At 70.5% G+C, this 14,086-nt stretch carries 17 protein-coding genes; 5 read left to right on the top strand and 12 right to left on the bottom strand.

Annotation, left to right across the window (positions count from 1 at the left end):
* The first annotated feature begins 84 nt into the window (after nucleotides 1–84).
* Nucleotides 85–1,758: a threonine/serine exporter family protein gene (locus AC07DO_RS14410; RefSeq protein WP_479059584.1), complete on the top strand. Its 1,674-nt coding sequence runs from the start codon at nucleotides 85–87 to the stop codon at nucleotides 1,756–1,758.
* A 24-nt stretch (nucleotides 1,759–1,782) separates the two neighbouring features.
* Here the strand turns inward: AC07DO_RS14410 and AC07DO_RS14405 are convergent, their stop codons facing one another.
* From AC07DO_RS14405 to AC07DO_RS14380, 6 genes are all read right to left on the bottom strand, one after another.
* Nucleotides 1,783–2,481, bottom strand: a complete 699-nt coding sequence (locus AC07DO_RS14405) for a DedA family protein (protein WP_479059583.1) — start codon at nucleotides 2,479–2,481, stop codon at nucleotides 1,783–1,785.
* A gap of 147 nt (nucleotides 2,482–2,628) precedes the next feature.
* A complete protein-coding gene (locus AC07DO_RS14400; RefSeq protein ID WP_479059582.1) occupies nucleotides 2,629–3,387 on the bottom strand; it encodes a MerR family transcriptional regulator in 759 nt (252 codons plus the stop codon).
* 95 nt (nucleotides 3,388–3,482) lie between these two features.
* Nucleotides 3,483–4,124, bottom strand: coding sequence for a PadR family transcriptional regulator (locus AC07DO_RS14395; RefSeq protein WP_479059580.1), 642 nt, complete (start codon nucleotides 4,122–4,124; stop codon nucleotides 3,483–3,485).
* A gap of 53 nt (nucleotides 4,125–4,177) precedes the next feature.
* The gene (locus AC07DO_RS14390) at nucleotides 4,178–4,729 is read right to left on the bottom strand and encodes a DinB family protein (protein ID WP_479059578.1); all 552 of its coding nucleotides are present in this window, start codon (nucleotides 4,727–4,729) and stop codon (nucleotides 4,178–4,180) included.
* A gap of 159 nt (nucleotides 4,730–4,888) precedes the next feature.
* Nucleotides 4,889–6,346 (bottom strand): aldehyde dehydrogenase family protein, encoded by a 1,458-nt coding sequence (locus AC07DO_RS14385; protein WP_479059576.1) that lies wholly within the window; start codon nucleotides 6,344–6,346, stop codon nucleotides 4,889–4,891.
* A gap of 77 nt (nucleotides 6,347–6,423) precedes the next feature.
* Nucleotides 6,424–7,287 carry a helix-turn-helix domain-containing protein gene (locus AC07DO_RS14380; protein ID WP_150170547.1) on the bottom strand — a complete coding sequence of 288 codons (864 nt, stop codon included), beginning with the start codon at nucleotides 7,285–7,287 and terminating at the stop codon, nucleotides 6,424–6,426.
* A gap of 303 nt (nucleotides 7,288–7,590) precedes the next feature.
* On the opposite strand from AC07DO_RS14380, the gene AC07DO_RS14375 reads away from it, so the two are divergent.
* Nucleotides 7,591–8,079, top strand: coding sequence for an ATP-binding protein (locus tag AC07DO_RS14375; RefSeq protein WP_479059574.1), 489 nt, complete (start codon nucleotides 7,591–7,593; stop codon nucleotides 8,077–8,079).
* 56 nt (nucleotides 8,080–8,135) lie between these two features.
* Here AC07DO_RS14375 and AC07DO_RS14370 read toward each other — a convergent pair whose 3' ends face one another.
* The 5 genes from AC07DO_RS14370 to rpmG form a co-directional block, all read right to left on the bottom strand.
* Nucleotides 8,136–8,375 (bottom strand): DUF397 domain-containing protein, encoded by a 240-nt coding sequence (locus tag AC07DO_RS14370; RefSeq protein ID WP_223775964.1) that lies wholly within the window; start codon nucleotides 8,373–8,375, stop codon nucleotides 8,136–8,138.
* Nucleotides 8,376–8,695: 320 nt separating this feature from the next.
* Nucleotides 8,696–8,935, bottom strand: a complete 240-nt coding sequence (rpsR, locus tag AC07DO_RS14365; RefSeq protein ID WP_479059571.1) for a 30S ribosomal protein S18 — start codon at nucleotides 8,933–8,935, stop codon at nucleotides 8,696–8,698.
* Nucleotides 8,936–8,938: 3 nt separating this feature from the next.
* Nucleotides 8,939–10,111, bottom strand: coding sequence for a CobW family GTP-binding protein (locus AC07DO_RS14360; RefSeq protein WP_479059570.1), 1,173 nt, complete (start codon nucleotides 10,109–10,111; stop codon nucleotides 8,939–8,941).
* Nucleotides 10,111–10,374: a type B 50S ribosomal protein L31 gene (locus AC07DO_RS14355; protein WP_150217121.1), complete on the bottom strand. Its 264-nt coding sequence runs from the start codon at nucleotides 10,372–10,374 to the stop codon at nucleotides 10,111–10,113. The genes AC07DO_RS14360 and AC07DO_RS14355 overlap by 1 nt, the downstream gene beginning before the upstream one ends.
* Before the next feature lie 5 nt (nucleotides 10,375–10,379).
* Entirely contained in the window at nucleotides 10,380–10,544 is a 165-nt protein-coding gene (gene rpmG, locus AC07DO_RS14350) for a 50S ribosomal protein L33 (protein WP_479059568.1), read from the bottom strand.
* A gap of 81 nt (nucleotides 10,545–10,625) precedes the next feature.
* Here rpmG and rpmB point away from each other — a divergent pair, with 81 nt between their 5' ends.
* The 3 genes from rpmB to AC07DO_RS14335 all read left to right on the top strand — a co-directional run bounded on the left by rpmB (nucleotide 10,626) and on the right by AC07DO_RS14335 (nucleotide 11,792).
* Nucleotides 10,626–10,862 carry a 50S ribosomal protein L28 gene (rpmB, locus tag AC07DO_RS14345; protein ID WP_479059566.1) on the top strand — a complete coding sequence of 79 codons (237 nt, stop codon included), beginning with the start codon at nucleotides 10,626–10,628 and terminating at the stop codon, nucleotides 10,860–10,862.
* The gene (rpsN, locus tag AC07DO_RS14340; RefSeq protein WP_479059564.1) at nucleotides 10,862–11,167 is read left to right on the top strand and encodes a 30S ribosomal protein S14; all 306 of its coding nucleotides are present in this window, start codon (nucleotides 10,862–10,864) and stop codon (nucleotides 11,165–11,167) included. Before rpmB ends, rpsN begins: the two co-directional genes overlap by 1 nt.
* A 67-nt stretch (nucleotides 11,168–11,234) precedes the next feature.
* Nucleotides 11,235–11,792, top strand: coding sequence for a hypothetical protein (locus tag AC07DO_RS14335; RefSeq protein WP_479059562.1), 558 nt, complete (start codon nucleotides 11,235–11,237; stop codon nucleotides 11,790–11,792).
* A gap of 80 nt (nucleotides 11,793–11,872) precedes the next feature.
* On the opposite strand, the gene AC07DO_RS14330 is transcribed toward AC07DO_RS14335, so the two are convergent.
* Nucleotides 11,873–14,020, bottom strand: coding sequence for an FUSC family protein (locus tag AC07DO_RS14330; protein ID WP_479059560.1), 2,148 nt, complete (start codon nucleotides 14,018–14,020; stop codon nucleotides 11,873–11,875).
* Between the last annotated feature and the right edge of the window lie 66 nt (nucleotides 14,021–14,086).

Genomic DNA, 14,086 nt, shown 5'->3' with positions numbered 1-14,086 from the left:
GGGTCACGCGGCCCGTTCGTGTATCTGTGCCCATACTGGCCATACGGAGGGTGCGTACGAGTCGTATGAGAAGTGAGGGCATCAGTGGCCGAGCAGGAGGCCGAGGACCGCAAGCCGCAGTCGGACGAAGCACGTAGCGCGTTCGTGCAGCCCAGCGGTGTGATGGCGCAGCCACCGGCCACCGAGGACGAGTCGCAGACGACGTCCGAGTTCGCCATTCCCACCGGTTTCTCGACGCCGTCGACGACGACGCAGGAGACCGAGAAGTCGGCGTTCACCACGCCGCACACCTACACCTCCCGCAATGCCCCGCAGGCCTTCACGCCCGCGCAGGGCATACCCCTGGTGAAGCTCACCAAGGACGTGCCGTGGCAGGACCAGATGCGCACGATGCTGCGCATGCCGGTCACCGAGCGGCCCGCTCCGGAGCCCGCGCAGAAGCAGGAGGACGACACCGGGCCCGCCGTGCCGCGCGTGCTCGACCTGACGCTGCGTATCGGCGAGCTGCTGCTTGCGGGCGGTGAGGGCGCCGAGGACGTGGAGGCGGCGATGTTCGCCGTCTGCCGCTCGTACGGTCTCGACCGCTGCGAGCCGAACGTGACGTTCACGCTCCTGTCGATCTCGCACCAGCCCTCCCTGGTCGACGATCCGGTCACGGCCTCCAGGACGGTGCGCAGACGCGGCACCGACTACACGCGTCTCGCGGCGGTCTTCCACCTGGTGGACGACATCAGCGACCCGGACCTCGAGATCTCCCTGGAGGAGGCCTACCGCCGGCTCGCGGGCATTCGGCGTAACCGTCACCCCTATCCCGGCTGGGCCCTCACGGCCGCCAGCGGGCTCCTCGCGGGCTCCGCGTCGGTGCTCGTGGGCGGTGGCGCGCTGGTCTTCCTGGTGGCCGCTGTGGGCGCGATGCTCGGCGACCGTCTCGCCTGGCTGTGCGCGGGGCGCGGGCTGCCGGAGTTCTACCAGTTCGTGGGCGCCGCGATGCCGCCCGCCGGGATGGGTGTGGCGCTCAGCTTCGTGCACACCGAGGCGTCCATGGCCTCGGCGGTGATCACCGGTGGGCTCTTCGCGCTGATCCCGGGGCGGGCCCTGGTGGCGGGCGTGCAGGACGGTCTGACCGGCTACTACATCACCGCGGCCGCACGCCTTCTGGAGGTCATGTACCTCATCGTGGGCATCGTCTGCGGTGTGCTGCTCGTGCTGTCGCTCGGCGTCATGCTCGACGCGACGAACCTGACTCCGGAGACGAAGTTCGGCGTGACGTCGTCGCGGCCGATCATCCAGATCCTGGCGTCGATGGCGCTGAGTCTGGCCTTCGCGATCCTGCTTCAGCAGGAACGTAACACCGTGCTGATGGTGACCCTCAACGGCGGCATCGCCTGGGTGATGTTCGGCGCGCTGGCGCAGACACCGCTGGAGCTCTCGCCCGTCGCCGCGACGGCCGTCGCGGCCGGTCTGGTGGGCCTGTTCGGGCAGCTCTTCTCGCGGTACCGGTTCGCGTCGTCGCTGCCGTACGTCACGGCGGCGATCGGCCCGCTGCTGCCCGGTAGCGCGACGTACTTCGGGCTGCTCGCGCTGGCACAGAACGACCTGAACACGGGCATGAACTCGCTCACCAAGGCGGTCGCGACGGCCCTCGCCATCGCGATCGGCGTGAACCTGGGGAGCGAGGTCTCCCGGCTGATCCTCAAGGTGCCGGGCGCGGCCTCGGCGGCGAACCGCCGCGCGGCCAAGCGGACGCGCGGCTTCTAGCGTTCGGGGGGCGGCCGGTGCGCGTCAGCGCTTGGCGTGACGGCCGCGCTGCTGCGCGGGGGGCGTGCCCGGGGCGCCCGCGCCCTCGTGGGACGCGGCCTTCTTGGACTTGCTCCGCGCCCGCAGGAACTCGATGGCGATCGGCACCACCGAGATGAGGACGATCAGGATGAGGATCGCCTCGATGTTCTTGTGCACGAACTCGATGTTGCCGAGCCAGGCGCCGAGCAGGGTGACGCCCGCGCCCCACATGACGCCGCCGATGATGTTGAACGTGAGGAACGAGCGGTACCGCATGCCGGAGACACCGGCGATGATCGGCGTGAAGGTGCGCACGATCGGCACGAAGCGGGCCAGGACCAGGGACTTCGGGCCGTACTTCTCGAAGAAGTCGTGGGCCTTGACCACGTTCTCCTGCTTGAAGAGCTTGGAGTCCGGGCGGTTGAAGAGCGAGGGGCCGACCTTCTTGCCGAAGAGGTAGCCCGCCTGGTCGCCGAGGATCGCGGCGATGCAGATCAGCAGGCAGGCCAGCCACAGCGGGGTGTCCAGCTTGTCGGTGGTGATCAGCAGGCCCGTGGTGAACAGCAGCGAGTCACCCGGCAGGAAGAATCCGATGAGCAGGCCCGACTCGGCGAAGACGATCACCAGCAGGCCCCAGAGACCGAACTGGTTGAGCAGGTAATCCGGATCCAACCAGCTTGGTCCGAGCGCAAGCGTCGTCACGGTTCCGGGCTCCTGAGGGGTGAGGGGGCGGGGCGGCGGCAGGTGCAGCCCCCCAAATTTAGCAACGCGGGGCGGCCCGGCCAGGTTCCAGTGCCCTTCTCCCGCCGCACCGTGCGACAACTGGGACATAGCCGGACCGCACGCGCCTCACCCGTTGCGTGCCGCGTTCGCGAGGATCGCGTCCCGCAGGTACACCGCCAGGCCGGGCCTGATGGCGTCGTAGAAGGCCGTGAACCGCTCGTCGGCCACGTACATCTCGCCGAGACAGGTGTGCATCTCGTGCGAGCAGGTGTAGTGGTTCGCCGTGATGAAGCGGCGGTGGTCCTCCGCGGCGTCCATGGCCTCCTCGGAGTCGGCGGGCACGCCGCGGCCGAGCAGCTCGCCCACGCGCGCGTGGACCGCGTTGAACTCGTCGTTGATCCGCTTCCAGTCGTCCTTGGTGTACGTGGCGGCCTTGCGCTGCGACTCGCGGTAGGCGTCCGTGTCGCCCCAGCGCTGCTCGACCTCCTCGGCGTACTGGTCGGGATCGTGGTCTCCGAAGACCTCGAACTTCTCCTCGGGCGTGAGGTTGATGCCCATCTTCTTCGCCTCCATGGCGGTCTCGACGGCGGCGGCCATCTCCTGGAGCTTGTGGATCCGCGCGGTCAGCAGTTCGTGCTGGCGCCGCAGGTGGTCCCGCGGGTCCGTGTCCGGGTCGTCCAGGAGGGCCGCCACCTCGTCGAGGGGGAAGCCGAGCTCTCGGTAGAACAGGATCTGCTGCAGCCGGTCGAGGTCGTCGTCGCTGTAGCGCCGGTGACCCGCGTGGCTGCGCCCGCCGGGCACCAGCAGGCCGATCTCGTCGTAGTGGTGCAGCGTGCGCACGGTCACTCCGGCGAAAGCGGCGACCTGTCCCACGGAGTAGCTCATGGCGTCCGCCCCTCGTCTCTCGGTACGCGGACCAGCCTGTGTCCTCACGTCGCGTGAGGTGCAAGTGCGGAAGCGGTGCGGCCGGGGCCACCGGCTCAGCGGTCGTTCCCCGCGTGCCGGTCCCCCGACGCGTACGGGTTCTCCTCGCCGTCCGCGAGCACGCCGACGAAGGGGTCGCCCTCACCCGCGAAGGTGTACGCGCCGCCCTCCACGCGCGCGATGAGGCTCCTGGTCCAGTCCGCGCCGGTGTCGGCGGAGTGCACCCAGTAGTTCATGATCTCGCCGATGTGGCCCAGCTGTCCGGGCCCTTCCTCCGGCGTGTAGTACTCGGTGACGGAGGTCCGCCACTCCTCGATGCGCCGCACCCGTTCCTTGAGGAGGCCCACGACCTCCTCGCGCGTCAGGTCGACCATGAGGCCGAGCGCCGCCGTGAGGATGTCGGGCCGCTGGTCGTACGTCGTCAGGGACTCACGGAGGAGGGAGAGGTATTCCTCCGTGCCCCGGTCCGTCATCTCGTACTCCGTGCGCGGCGGGCCGCCGACCGTGGACGGGGCGATCTCGTGCGCGCGCAGCAGTCCCTGCTTCGCCAGCTGCTTCAGGGCGTGGTAGATCGACCCGGGCTTGGCGTTGGACCACTCGTGGGCGCCCCAGTACTCCAGGTCGTTGCGGACCTGATAGCCGTGGGCGCGGCCGTGCTGGCGCACGGCCCCCATCACCAGCAGCCGGATCGCCGACATGTACCGCGCCCTTTCGCTCAGCCCCCGGACCTGTCCGCCCCCGCCCCCGGTCTTCAACTTTGACTAGGGTAGCCCTGCTCCATCGCCACCAGCTCGAAGGCCGTCTTCCCGTCCAACGACTCGCGGACGATGTCGGCGTGGCCCGCGTGCCGCCCGATCTCCTCGACCAAGTGCAGCATCAGCCAGCGCATCGACACGGCGCCGTCCTTCGGGAACCACGGCGCGTCGGGCAGCGGGAAGGTGTCGTCGAGGCTCGGCACCTCACGGATGAACGCCTCCGTCTCGCGGGCGACCCCGTCCCAGAACGCCAGCGTCTCCGCGAGCGTCTCGCCCTCCACGAGGCGGAACCCCTCGCCCCAGGTCTCCTGCGTGCGGGCCCTCTCGTTGGGCTTGCGCTGCGCCATGCGGAGCCAGTTGAGCTCCACCTCCGCGACGTGCTTCACGAGACCGCCGAGCGTCAGCTCACTGGCGCTCGGGCGGGCCTTCGCCTGCTCGTCGGTGAGACCGATGACCGAGCGGCGCACGCCGCCGCGCTGTGCCTCCACGAAGGCGATCAGGGCGCCGCGCTCGTCGCCGTGGGCTTCCGCGCTGACGTGGGTGACCATGGTGTCCGCCTCTCTGCCGCCCGCTGTCACGGGCTGTTCCGCCGGGCTTTTCCGACACCACAGACGCTACGGAGCCTTGCGGTCAGGTTCTGTCCGCAAGGCTCCGGGAGGCCTCAGAAAGATTCGGGTCGCTCAGAAGGGGATCAGGATCAGAGGGGATCAGAACGGGAAGCGCGACCTGCCGTGCTGCACCGAGATCCACTTCTGCGTGGTGAACGCGTCCACCGTCGACTCACCGTTCAGCCGTCCCAGGCCGCTGTTCTTCTCGCCGCCGAACGGCACGATGGCCTCGTCGTGCACGGTGCCGTCATTCACGTGGATCATGCCGGTCCTGACGCGCTTGGCGATGCGTACGCCGCGCTCCGTGTCGGCGGTGTGCACGGCGCCGCTCAGGCCGTACGGGGTGTCGTTGGCGATGCGGACCGCCTCGTCCTCGCCGTCGAAGGGCAGCAGCAGGGCGACGGGGCCGAAGATCTCCTGGGCGAGGACCGGGGAGTCCTCGGGGAGGTCGGTCAGGACCGAGGGGGCGACCAGGTTGCCGTCGGTGCGTCCCTGCAGCAGGGCCTTCGCGCCGGCCGCGACGGCCTGCTCGACGACGGCCGTGACGGCGTCCGCCTGCGAGGCGTTGATGAGCGGGCCGATGTGGGTGGCGGGGTCGGCCGGGTCGCCGACCTTGAGGCTCGCGACCTTGGCGACGAACTTCTCGGTGAACTCCGCCAGCACGGACCGGTCCACGAGGATGCGGTTGGCGGCCATGCAGACCTGACCCTGGTGCACGAAGCGGCTGAAGACCGCCGCGTCGACCGCGTAGTCGATGTCGGCGTCGTCCAGGACGATCAGCGCGCTGTTGCCGCCCATCTCCAGGATCGAGCGCTTGAAGTGCGAGGCGCAGACCGTCGCTACGTGGCGGCCCACGCGGTCGGAGCCGGTGAAGGAGATGACGCTCGGCACGGTGTTCTCGAGGAAGGCGTCGCCTATCTCGGCTATGTCCGTGATCACTACGTTGAGCAGGCCGGCCGGCAGGCCCGCGTCCTCGAAGACCTTCGCCACCAGGCTGCCGCCGAGCACCGGGGCGTTCTGGTGCGGCTTCAGGACCACGGCGTTGCCGAGGGCGAGAGCGGGGGCGACGCTCTTGATCGACAGCAGGAACGGGAAGTTGAAGGGGCTGATGACGCCCACCACACCGACCGGAACGCGGTAGAGACGGTTCTCCTTGCCCTCGTCCGGGGACGGCAGGACGCGGCCCTCGGGGCGCAGCGCGAGATGGACCGCCTCGCGCAGGAACTCCTTGGTGAGGTGGAGCTCGAAGGCGGCCTTGAGTCTGGTGCCGCCGAGCTCGGCGACGATCGCCTCGGTGATCTCTTCCTCGCGGTCCTCGATGATCCGCAGGGCGCGCTCGAACACGGCACGGCGCGTGTAGGGGTTCGTCTCCGCCCAGCCCCGCTGCGCCCGCTCGGCCGCGCGGTAGGCCTGGTCGACCTCGTCCGCCGTGGCGACCGTGATGGACGCCAGCTTCTCCCCGTCGTACGGATTGAAGTCGATGATGTCCCAGGAACCCGACCCGGCCTTCCACTCCCCGTCGATGTACTGATGAGCCAGGTCGGTGAAGAAGGACATGAGCGGACCCCTTGCCGCGGCAGCAGACGGCCGCAAACGGAAGCAGACACCTGATCTCACGTCATAGTACTTATCTTTCAGGTGAGTTGGAGCAGACCACGGAGAAGATCCCGGCTGCCGACCGGATCGGGGCTGTCCTTCTGCAACTGCGCGACCACGCGCTCGTACTGGGCGACTTCCTCCGCCTTGTCGAGGTAGAGCGCGCCGGTGAGCTGCTCCACGTACACGACGTCGGAGAGGTCGGACTCCGGGAAGCTCAGCATGGTGAAGGCGCCGCTCTCGCCCGCGTGCCCGCCGAAGCTGAACGGCATGACCTGGAGGGTGACGTTGGGGCGCTCGGAGATCTCGATGAGGTGCTGGATCTGGCCCCTCATGACCTCGCGGTCGCCGTACGGCCGGCGGAGCGCCGCCTCGTCCAGGACGCAGTGGAAGCGGGGCGCGTGCTCGGAGGTGAGGAGTTTCTGGCGTTCGAGGCGCAGGGCGACGCGGCGGTCTATCTCGGCCCTGCTCGCGCCCTTCATGCCGCGGGCGACGACCGCGTGCGCGTACGCCTCGGTCTGCAACAGGCCGTTCACGAACTGGACTTCGTAGACGCGGATGAGCGAGGCCGCGCCCTCAAGACCGATGTATGTCTGGAACCAGCCGGGCAGGACGTCCGAGTAACTGTGCCACCAGCCCGTGAGGTTGGCCTCTTTGGCGAGCGAGAGCAGCGCGCCGCGCTCGGCGTCGTCGGTGACGCCGTAGAGCGTCAGAAGGTCCTCGACATCCCTGGACTTGAAGCTCACCCGTCCCAACTCCATGCGGCTGATCTTCGATTCGGAGGCGCGGATGGAGTACCCGGCCGCTTCGCGGGTGATGCCGCGGGATTCCCTGAGCCGCCTCAGCTGCGAGCCCAGCAGGATGCGCCGTACCACCGAGCCGCTCGACTCCCCTGCGGTCACTTCGCTCAATCCTCCCGATCGACTGGAAGCCAGCAGTCTGCCATTAAACGCTTCGGGCCGTACACGTCCGGTTACAGAAACAGAAAGGGTCCGAAAGGTCTCCGCAAGAAGTCGTGGGAAGAAATAGGCAAGAACCGGCACGGGAACGACCAAGTCTGGCGCGTGCACGTGCATCTGCCCTTGCATCTGCTGTACGCATTCGGAACCATGGTCCGCGCGCCACCGCTGTACCGACCGCACCATCGGCGACCGACCGCGCCACCGCTCCATCGCTACGTACCGCGAAACCGGGGAGTGCCTCGCATGGGGACGAATGGATCGACCATGCTCGAGCCGTTAAGGCAGGGGCTGCCTCCCATCGACCCCTCCGCCGTCTCGGACGCGGCCTCCGTCGCCCTCCCCGCCCGCTACGAAGCAGTGGGCTGCGCACGGCAGTTCACCCGCAAGACGCTGGGCCAGTGGGACCTCGACGAGCGGTTCGACGACATCGCGCTGGTCGTCTCCGAACTCGTCACCAACGCGCTGCGCCACGCGCTGCCCGCCGACACCCCGCGCGATCACCAGGAACCGCCGGTGAGGCTGCACCTGATGCACTGGGCGACGCGGCTCGTGTGCGCGGTGCGCGACCCCAGCGACGAGAGTCCGGTCGCGCGCGACACGGACGACGACTTCTCGGCGGAGTCCGGGCGGGGCCTGTTCCTCGTGGACTCGTTCAGCGACAGCTGGGGCTGGCACCCGCTCGCCGGCGCGCTGCGCGGCAAGGTGGTCTGGGCGCTCTTCAGCCTGAGCTGAGCCGAAGCCGAGGGCCGAGGCCGCGTGAGCGGCGCCGCCCGCCCGGCCGGGTCGAGTCAGCCACCTATCAGGTGGTCGAACTCCCCGTCCTTCATCCCCAGCAGCATCGCCTCGATCTCGGCGCGCGTGTAGACGAGCGCCGGACCGTCCGGGAACCGCGAGTTGCGCACGGCGACGTCGCCGCCCGGCAGTTTCGCGAACTCCACGCACGAGCCCTGCGAGTTGCTGTGTCTGCTCTTCTGCCAGACGACCCCGTGAAGCTCCGTGGCCGCCATGCCGTTAAACGCGTGGTGCACAGATCGCTCCCCGGGTGGTGCGGTGCCGTGAGTGGCTCTAGATGCAGTGGTCAACTGTCCCGGATCATAGCTGTGTTCACATGCGGATGCATGGGCAGATGCACGTGCACGCGGGGTGTTCCCCTGATTACAGGTTCGTCAGCGCCTGCTCCGGAGTCGTCGGCACCCGCTCCGGAGTCCGCACGACACAGGAAGAGACGCGTGCCGCGTCCTTCGTGTTCCACGGTCAGCGAGATGGTCCCCGGGCTCCCCCACGACGAGACCGGCCTCCCCCAGCACCTTGGGGTGCTCGGGGAGGCCGGTTCCGCGCTCTCGTGCCGTCAGCGGGGCGACCCGTACGGCAGGAGCGCCATCTCGCGGGCGTTCTTGATCGCCGCGGCGAGCCGTCGCTGCTGCCGTACCGTCACGCGCGTGACGCGCCGGCCGCGGATCTTGCCGCGGTCCGAGATGAACTTCCTGAGCAGGTCGGTGTCCTTGTAGTCGATGTACGTGATCCCGGCGGCGTCCAGCGGGTTGGGCTTCGGCTTGTGGGGGCGGGCGGCGGGCTTGCGCGGGGCCAAGGGTCAGACCTCCAGGAGAGTGTCGAAGGCAGGGGGCAGGTGTTTCCAGGCGTCGCGCCCGGCGGCGTACTCCTCGTCCGTCAACAGGCAGGCCTCCAGGACCTGTTCGAGCCCGTCGCGGTCCAGGCCCGGCGAGGTGAACACCAGGTGGTTGCAGCGGTCGCCGTGCTCCGGATGCCAGTCGAGGGCGGCGGCCGCGCGGCGCACCGGCGGGACCATCTCCCACGCGGCGTCCGGCAGCGAGGCGAGCCACGGTCCCGCGCTCTCGACGCAGAGCGCGCCGCCCGCCGCGTCCCACCCGAGCAGCGTGTCCGGATGGTCGGCCAGCCAGAACCGGCCCCGGCTGCGGGCGGCCGCGCAGGTCAGGTCCTCCAGCGCGTCGTACAGCCGCTCCGGGTGGAACGGCCGTTCCCCGCGCCACACGAAGGTCGCGACCCCGCACGCGTCGGCCTCGGCCGGCAGCAGCGCGCAGGCGGGGTGCTGCGCCGCGGCGGCGGCCTCGACGTCGAACCCGGCGAGGGCGGCCGCGGCCAGGTCGCCCCGACCGAGCGGCACCTGCCGCGCCGTCGGGTGGAGCTGGGCCAGGAGAGCACGGTCCTCGCCGTCGGCCCCCTCGGAGTCACCCTCAGCGGGGTCCGCGACGGCGAGCACCGGCGCGTACTCCAGCTGGCGCGCCCAGGTGTCGGCGACGGTGCGCTGATCGCTCGGGGCGGCGGCGAGTCCGGCGTCCATGAGGTCGTCGCCGTTGCTGAGGCAGGGCAGGAGCAGCGCCGGGTCGACGGCCGTGACGACGCCGCTGAGGACGAGGGCGTCACCGGCGTGCGCGGCGACGACCTCGGCCATCGCCTTGGGCTCGACCGAGTCCCACAGTTCGACGACCGCGAGCCGGGTGAGGCCCGCGTCCGCGAGGCGGCCGAGCTCGGGCATCAGGTCCTCGCGGAGCGCGCAGCACGCGCAGTCGTTGACCAGGGGCGCGTCGCCGGTGGAGAGCACGCCGGTGGTGTCGCGGACCGTGCGGACGACGGTGCCGCGCACGGCGGTCGAAAGGTCGTGATGGAGGGCCACGCTGTCGGGGACGGTGGCGAGGAGCTCGTCGACGGCCGCCTTGCGGGCGACCGCGTGCAGACCGCCGACGAGCACGACGTCCATGCGGCCCGGCGGGTCCGTGGGCGCCATCAGCGCTTGCCGAACCGGCGCTCGAAGCGCTCGACGCGGCCCGCCGTGTCCATCACGCGGGACGTGCCCGTGTAGAAGGGGTGGCTCGCGGACGAGACCTCGACGTCGATGACGGGGTAGGTACGGCCGTCCTCCCACTCGATCGTCCTGCCGCCGGTGGCGGTCTCGCTGCCCGCCGCCGTCGAGCGGGTGAGGAAGGCGAAGCCCGCGGCCTTGTCACGGAAGACGACGGGGCCGTACGGGGGGTGGATGTCCTTGCGCATGGCGGTCAGCGCTCCTCTCGGAAGTCGACGTGGCGGCGGGCCATGGGGTCGTACTTGCGGATGGTGAGGCGGTCGGGGTTGTTCCGCCGGTTCTTGCGGGTCACGTAGGTGTAGCGGGTTCCCGCTGTCGAGCGGAGCTTGATGACGGGGCGGAGTTCGTTGCGGGCCATGGGGCTAGTATATGAAAATGACTCTCGTTTTCAATAGGGAGTCCTTCCCGTCACCGCATTCCGACCGAGAGGTGCGTCACGTTGTCCGCCCACTGCCTGCTGACCGGAGCGGAACCCCGCTTCGGCAACAACATCTCCCACTCCCACAGGCGTACGTCCCGCCGCTTCGACCCCAACGTCCAGCGCAAGCGGTACTGGCTGCCGAGCGAGGGCCGGTACGTGCGGCTGCGGCTCAGCACGAAGGGCATCAGGACCATCGACCGCATCGGGATCGAGGCCGCCGTCGCCAGGATCCGTGCGCGCGGGGTGAGGATCTGATGGCCAAGAAGAGCAAGATCGCGAAGAACGGGCAGCGGCGGGTGATCGTCGCGCGGTACGCGGCCAGGCGTGCGGAGCTGAAGGAGATCATCCGCAAACCGTCCACGCCTGACACCGAACGACTGGCGGCACAACGGGAGTTGGCGCGGCAGCCGCGGGACGCGAGTGCGACGCGGGTGCGGAACCGGGACAGTGTCGACGGGCGGCCGCGCGGATACGTGGGGGCGTTCGGGCTGTCGAGGGTGAAGCTGCGTGAGCAAGCGCACGCCGGATTTCTCCCCGGCGTACGCAAGTCGTCCTGGTAGCTTGGCGCGCGACTCGGCCGGGCCGTGACCGCCCGGCGCAACGCTGTGTCGGCCAAGGGGACTTCAAGTGCGTACGTACGTCCGTAGTGTCCGGATTCTCGGTACGGCGGTGGCGGGTCTCGCGGCCGCGCTGGTGCTGAGCGGGTGCGGGAGTGACGGGGATGGGGACGGGGGCGGGGGCGGCGGCAAGAAGGACCGCGGCTCGTCGGACTCGTCCGGGTCCTCGGGCTCGTCCGGGTCCTCGGGCTCGTCCGGCTCGTCCGGTTCGTCCGACGGGGGGTCCGGTGGCTCGGGCGGCTCGAGTTCCGAGGGTGGCAGCCTGGAGGGTTCGTGGATCGCCACGTCCGGCGGGAAGCCGCTCGTCCTCGCGGTCAACGGGAAGACCGCGACCCTCCTCGGCGAGGACGTGCTGTGCAACGGCACCGTGGACGGCGAGGCGGGCTCGCAGACGCTCACCCTCAAGTGCCCGAAGGGCAAGGGGGACCGTACGGCGGGGCGCGTCGAGTCCGTGAACAGCAAGTCGATGAAGGTCGCCTGGGAAGGCGCGGGCACGGACGAGTTCCTGAAGACGGAGGGCGGCAAGCTGCCCGAGGGGCTGCCGACGGCGGGAATGCCGCAGTCCTGAGGGGCTGTACTTGCCGCACGGACGCAGTGCAGTACTGACGCAGTGCCGTACTGACGTCGAGCCGTACTGACGCTTTGCCTTCAACGGGCCGCGGGACCCTCCGGGTTCCGCGGCCCGTCGTCCTCCGGGCGCTTCGTGGACGAACCGTCGACCAGCATCGGCGGGGGTGAGGTGTCCAGGGCGTCGGACAGTTCGTCGAGGGTCTCCAGGAGCAGGCCAGCGCCCCTGCGGACCACGCGGTCGGGGACGCCCTCGCCGTCCCACTCGTCCAGTGCGGTGCGGACCGCCTCCCACTTGGGCACCCGGCGTTCGCGCAGCGCCTTCGCGCCCTGCTCCGTCGACTTGCGCAGCGCGTCGGCGAGGCGGGCCGCGGCGGGGACGGGGGTGTCGCCGCTCTCCGGCAGGTGCGCCTCCATCAGCATGGCGACACGGCCCAGTTGGGCGAGTACCTCCTCCGCGTCGGCGGCCGCGGCGCGGGAGAGGCCGCGGTGGCGTACCGGCTCGTTCTTGGCCCGGTCGACGGCTTCCTGCCAGGCGACGCGGGCGTCGCGGGCGGCGAGCAGGGCCTCGCGCACGTCGGGGCAGGCCTTGCCCGCGGGGTGGGCGTAGCGGTCGACGACGGCGGCGGCGTACCGGCCGTCGGCGACCAGCCAGTCGGCGAGGCGGGTGCGGAGGCGGGGCGTCTCCCAGGCGGGGTAGAGCGCGTACGCGATCATCCCGAGAACGCCGCCGAGCAGGGTCAGGACGACGCGCTCCGGGACGGTCTGCGTCCACTGCTGACCGCCCATGCCGAGCAGGAAGACGACGTACGCGGCCACGCAGGCCTGCGCCGCGACCTGGCCGGTGCGCATCAGCAGGTACATCATCCCGGCGCAGAGCACGGCGAGCGCGGCGGAGAGCCCCGTGCCGGGGTGGGCGAGCTGGACGAGGCCCGTGGCGAGGGCGACGCCGACGAGGGTGCCGCCGAAACGGGCGACCGCGCGGGAGTACGTCTGGGAGAAGTCGGGCCGCATCACCATGACCGAGGCCATGGGAGCCCAGTAGCCGTGCCCCAGGGGCAGCCAGTGCCCGAGCAGGTAACCCGCGGCGGCCACGGCGGTGACGCGGATGGCGTGCCGAGTCACCGGCGACTCGTGCCGCAACTCGGCCCGCACGGCCCGAACAGCGGCGGGAACCAGCGCGAAGAGGGTGGGGCGGAGGAGGGGGGCGGGTGGTGTTCGGGGGGTTTCCGGGGTTGGGCTGTTCGAGGTGCCTGCTGTTTCCAGGACGTCCTTCAGGAGCGCGCTCAGGCGGGTCGCCGCGCGGTACGCCGGGCCCGTGAGGATCGCCCCCGTGTCCGGGGTCCGCAGCGCGGCCTGTGCCTCCGGAGGGATCTTGACCGGCTCGCCGTGCCGGATCGCCCGCGCCGCCGCGTCCAGGACCGAACCCGCGGCCGCCAGGAGTTCCCTGACCCGGTCCCGCTCCTTGCCCTCCGCGGGGACGCCCACCGCCGGGTCCGCCAGGGAGGCGAGGACCGGGCGGATCCGTTCGGCGACGCCCCGCGCCCCGTGCAGTTCGGCGGGGCGCGTGCGGGCCTGGCGCGCGGTGATCGTCGCCGCGTCGCGCGCCGCCATCAGGGGTTCGGGGTCGAACGCGGCCACCGGATCGTGGCGGAGCCGGCGCGCGTAGTCCGCCTCGGCCGCCAGCGCGTCGGCCAGGGCATCCCGGTGCGCGCCCCATCGGCGTACCGGGAAGAGGATCACCAGCGCCGCCTGCACACAGCCGCCCACGATCATCATCGCCGCGTGCCCCGCCGCGGCGGCGACCGACGTCGGGATCGTGACCGTCACCAGCATGATCGCCACGTTGGACGACGCGATGATGCCGACCGTGGGGCCCGCCGCCCAGCTCAGGCCCGCCAGGAACGTCCACAGGCAGAGCAGGGCGAGGAAGAGGAGCAGGTGGGAGCCGGTGAGGTAGCCGAGGAAGGTGGAGACGGCGAGGCTCGTGCCGGAGGCAAGCGCGAGCTCGGGCCGCGGCCGCCAGCTGCGCTGGAACGTGGCGATGGCCGCCTGGAACGCGCCGAACGCGGAGCTCGCCGCCACCGCCGGGCCGAACAGTGTGAGGCTGAGGCCGATGACGACGGCGAGGCCGGCGGCGCCGCGCAGGGCGACGAGGGGTTCCAGACGTTTGCGCTCGACGGTCAGACCCGCGCGAGCTGTCTCTTTCAGCGCGCGGAGCCAGGTCACTCTGTGATGATACGGGGCATATCGGGCTACATGAGGAGTGTGCGGACTTCCTGCGGTGAACGGGGT

It is taken from the genome of Streptomyces sp. NPDC045678 (assembly GCF_056432085.1).
This window is presented reverse-complemented; position numbering and strand designations above follow the sequence as displayed.